Source organism: Paenibacillus sp. BJ-4 (genome assembly GCF_020404765.1).
In the GTDB taxonomy this organism is placed as follows: Bacteria; Bacillota; Bacilli; order Paenibacillales; family Paenibacillaceae; genus Paenibacillus.
In genome coordinates this window covers 1-5,384 of the sequence record NZ_JAIVEM010000179.1, presented here as the reverse complement: position 1 = coordinate 5,384, position 5,384 = coordinate 1, and the positions used below count along the sequence as shown (strand labels likewise).

The window sequence follows — 5,384 nt, the reverse complement described above, 5'->3', positions numbered from 1 at the left end:
GGAACTTACAGAAGAAAAATTCGCAGCAAACCCATTCGCACCGGGTGAAAGGATGTACAGGACAGGTGACCTGGCAAGGTGGCTGCCTGACGGCAACCTAGAATATCTGGGCAGGATCGACCATCAGGTAAAGATAAGAGGCTACAGGATAGAACTGGGTGAAATAGAGAACCGGTTATTAAAGCATGAAGCAATAAAAGAAGCGGTGGTATTGGACAAAGAAGGAGCTGACGGAAATAAGTATCTTTGTGGATACGTCGTACCGGATCAAGAAATAACCGTACAGGGGATGAGGGAACACTTGTCAAAAGAGCTCCCGGACTACATGATCCCTTCCTACTTTGTGCGGATGGAAAAGCTGCCATTGACCCCTAATGGAAAAATAGACAGGAAAGCATTGCCTGTGCTCGATAGCAATGTTAATACCGGCGTAGAATACGTAGTACCTTCGGGAGAAATAGAGGAGAAACTTGCGCTGTTGTGGCGGGATATCCTTGGAATAGAGAAGGTAGGAAGAAATGATAACTTTTTTATGCTTGGGGGACACTCGTTAAAGGCAACAAGCCTTGTAGCAAGAATTCACAAAGAGTTCAATATAGACATACCTCTTAAGGAAATATTCAAGACACCAACCATCTTAGAAATTGCCAGATATATTAAAGACTCAAAGGAGAGCCTATATCAGTCAATCCAACCGGCAGGAGAAATGGAATACTACCCTATGTCATCTGCACAAAGAAGGCTGTATATACTAAACCAGCTTGAAGGGGCAGGGACAGCATACAACATGCCTGGTATTATGCTGCTGGAAGGAAGCATTGATACAGCGCGTTTCCAGGAAGTCTTCAGGCAGTTGGTAAAAAGGCATGAGACTCTTAGAACATCGTTCCACATGATCGATGGTAACCCGGTCCAGAAGGTTCATGACCATGTGGAATTCAGCGTGATGTACTTTGAAACTAACGAAGAAAAAGCCGCAGAGTATGCTGGGGAATTTGCCAGACCTTTTGATCTTGGCAAGGCTCCTCTGCTAAGGGTAGAGCTTGTAAAAACGGGAGAAGACAGGCATCTTATGATGTTTGATATGCATCACATTATATCCGATGGTGTCTCCATGGACATACTGATTCGTGAGTTTATGGATCTTTATGAAGGAAACAACCCTCCAGCACTTCGGATACAGTACAAGGACTACGCTGTATGGCAGAATAAACTGTTTGATGAGGGCGGAATTAGCAGCCAGGAGGAATACTGGCTCCAAGCATTCCAGGGAGAAATACCTGTACTGAATATGCCGCTAGACTATCCAAGGCCTGTAATACAAAGCTTTGAAGGGGATTTTTTTAGCTTTGAAGCAGGCAGTGAGCTTACGAATAAATTAAACAAGCTTGCAAGGGATAATGGGGCTACGCTTTACATGACACTGCTCGCGGCATACAACATATTGCTGTCTAAGCACACCGGACAGGAAGACATAATCGTTGGAAGCCCTATAGCCGGAAGGCCACATTCAGACCTGCAGGATATCCTTGGTATGTTTGTAAATACCTTGGCTATGAGAAATTACCCCAAGGGAGATAGTACCTTTGTAGAATTCTTGAATGAAGTAAGAGAAAACGCTCTAAGGGCTTATGACAATCAGGATTACCAATTTGAAGAACTGGTTGAGAAGCTTAACTTGAAGAGGGACATGAGCAGAAACCCACTGTTTGATACTATGTTTACCATGCAAAATGCCTCTAAGGTAGAATTTGCAGTACCTGGTATAAGCTTCAGACCTTTTAATAACGGGCTAGAGTATAGAATATCAAAATTTGACCTATCCATTGATGCAATAGAGCGTGAAGATGGTATGGCTTTTAGCTTTGAATATTGTACTCGGCTTTTCAAAAAAGAGACTATAAAAAGGTTGGCGGCTCATTACCTTAACGTGTTGGAAGAGATAACCGCAAATCCGTTTAAAAGGTTGTCGGAAATAAATATGTTGTCCCAGGAGGAAAAACAGCAAATAATCTATGGCTTCAATGATACAAAAGTAGAATATCCTAAGGATAAGACCATACAAGAGCTATTTGAAGAACAAGTGGAAAAGACGCCTGATAACATAGCAGTAGTATTTGAAGATAAATACTTGACTTACGGAGAACTTAATGAAAAGGCCAATCAACTGGCTTGGATCTTAAGGGACAAGGGATTAAAACCTGACAGTGTAGTAGCTATAATGGTAGACCGGTCCATAGAAATGATAATAGGTGTAATTGCTGTATTTAAAGCAGGAGGCGCGTATTTACCCATAGACACCGAATATCCTGAAGAACGAATCAGATATATGATCGATGACAGCTTGGCTGGAATTATTCTTACGCAAGAACATCATAAAGAAAAAATTAAATTTGATCTTGATATTATAAGCTTTGATGACTGTGTGAATTACAACGGGAGAACAGAAAATCTTCCTGTCATTAATAAATCTTGTAATTTAGCATATGTCATTTATACATCAGGAACCACAGGAAAGCCAAAGGGGATCATGATAGAGCATAGAAGTCTTGTCAACATATCTTACGCATGGAAAAAGGAATATAGGCTTGCGGATATGGATGTAAAGCTGTTGCAAATCGCAAGTTTTTCTTTTGATGTATTTGTGGGAGATGTTTCGAGAACGCTGCTCAACGGAGGCCAAATGGTTATTTGTTCATCCGAGGAGAGATACGATCCTGCACGATTATATTCACTTATTAAAACCCATAAAATAACCATCTTTGAATCCACACCGGCACTGATTATTCCTCTTATGGATTATATCCATGATAATGCTTTGATTATTGATAGCCTCAAGTTGCTTATACTTGGATCAGATACTCTCTCTGTGGAAGATTATGAAAGATTACAATCCTGGTATGGAGAGAAACTGCGGGTTGTTAATAGCTATGGGGTTACTGAGTCCACCATAGATTCCAGTTATTACGAAAAGAGACTGGGAAGCTATTTGGAATCCGGGAGTGTACCTATCGGAAAGCCAATGCAAAATATAAAATACTACGTTGTTGACAAACACTTGAGACCTCAGCCTACAGGGGTTTTGGGTGAGTTGTGCATAGGGGGAGAAGGGCTTGCAAGGGGATATCTAAACCGGCCCGAACTGACAGCTGAAAAATTTGTACCTAACCCGTTTATACCAGGGGAAAGGATGTATCGTACAGGGGATCTGGCCAGATGGCTGTCTGATGGGAATATGGAATTTTTAGGAAGAGTAGATCATCAGGTAAAGATAAGGGGATTTAGAATAGAGCTGGGGGAAATAGAAGCACAACTGCTAAAGCACGTTTCAATAAAGGAAGCAGTGGTTATTGCAAGGGAAGATCAGAAGGGAAACAAGTATCTGTGTGCCTATGTGGCAGGGGAAAATGAATTAACAATAGCAGAACTAAGGGGACATCTCTTAAAGGACCTTCCAGACTATATGATACCATCCTATTTTATGCAGTTAAAAAAGCTGCCGCTGACTCCCAATGGCAAAATAGATAGGAAGGCATTGCCCGAACCTGACGGCAATATCGATGCTGGAATAGAGTATGTCGCACCCTTGGGTGAAGTGGAGGAGAAACTTGCGGGGTTGTGGCAGGATATCCTTAGTATAGAGAAAGTGGGAAGAAACGACAATTTCTTTGAGCTGGGGGGACATTCCTTAAGGGCAGCAAATCTTATTGCCAGGATTCACAAAGAGTTCAATGTAAACATACCGCTTAAAGAAATATTTAAGAGCCCAAATATGTCTGAAGTTGCCGAGTGCATCAAGATTGCAAAGGAGAGTGTATTTCATTCTATTGGGCCGGCTGGGGAGATGGAGTACTATCCAATTTCATCCGCCCAGAAAAGGCTGTATATTCTAAACCAGCTTGACGCAGTTGGGATGGCATACAACATGCCTGGTATTATGCTAATTGAAGGCAAACTCGATAAACTGCGCTTTGAACAGGCTTTTAGGGAGCTTGTTGACAGACATGAGTCTTTCCGTACCTCATTCCATATGATAGATGGTAAACCGGTACAAAAGGTCCATAGCAATGTGGATTTTAGTGTTATGTATATGGAAACCGATGAGGAAAGAGCTGCGAAAATAGCCAGTGAATTTATTAGGACCTTTGACCTTGATGAGGCTCCTTTACTTAGGGTTGGGCTTATAAAAGTTGGAGAAGACAGATATATTATGATGTTTGATAAGCACCATATTATATCTGACGGGGTGTCTGACGACATACTGGTAAGAGAATTTATGAGCCTGTATGAAGGTAAGGAACTTCCGGAACTTAAGATTCAGTACAAGGATTTTTCCGTATGGCAGAACAGGCTGTTTGCTGATGGGACAATTAGTAAGCAGGAAGAATACTGGCTCCAAGTATTCAAAGGAGAAATTCCTTTGCTTAATATGCCGCTAGACTACCCTAGGCCAGCTATACAGAGTTTTGAGGGAGATGTGATCAGTTTCAAAGCAGGCAAGGAGCTTGCTGTTAAACTGAACAAACTTGCAGTGAATAATGGTGCCACGCTCTACATGGTACTTTTAGCTTCATACAATGTCCTTTTATCCAAGTACACCGGACAGGAAGATATTATAGTTGGAAGTCCCGTTGCAGGAAGGCCGCATACTGATCTTCAGGACGTTATTGGTATGTTTGTAAACACGCTAGCCATGAGGAATCACCCTCAAGGTGGAAAGACTTTTGTGGACTTCCTTAATGAAGTAAGAGAAAACTCCTTAAGGGCTTACGAAAACCAAGATTACCAATTTGAAGAACTGGTAGATAAGCTTAACCTGGAAAGGGATCTGGGCAGAAATCCACTTTTCGATACTATGTTTGTACTGCAAAATATCGAGGCATCAGAAGTGAAGATGGATGGGCTAAGGTTTATGCCCTATGACAGTGAAGTAAGAATATCCAAGTTTGACTTGACTTTAAACGCTGAGGAAACAGAGGACGGTATTGCATTTGAATTGGAGTATGCTACCAGGTTGTTTAAGAAAGAGTCAGTTATAAGGCTTATTGCCCATTACCTTAATGTATTGGAAGAGGCAGCAGCCTTTCCTGAAAAAAGGCTATTAGAAATTGATATGCTGTCACAAGACGAAAAACATCAAATATTATATGAATTTAATAATACAAAAGCAGGATACCCTCGGGAAAAGACCATCCATCAGATTTTTGAGGAACAGGTGGAACGGACACCCAATAATATTGCTGTAGTGTTTGAAGATAAACAGCTGACTTATAGGGAGCTAAACGAAAAGGCAAACCAACTGGCCAGAAAATTAAGAGAAAAGGGAATAAAACCTGATAGTGTAGTGGGAATTATGGTAGAACGTTCCCCGGAAATGATCATAG

Annotated in this window: 1 protein-coding gene; it reads left to right on the top strand. The window is 41.4% G+C overall.

The features are described 5' to 3' along the window. A partial coding sequence (locus tag LCF57_RS26380; protein ID WP_226003312.1) for a non-ribosomal peptide synthetase occupies positions 1 to 5,384 on the top strand: 5,384 nt, incomplete at both ends.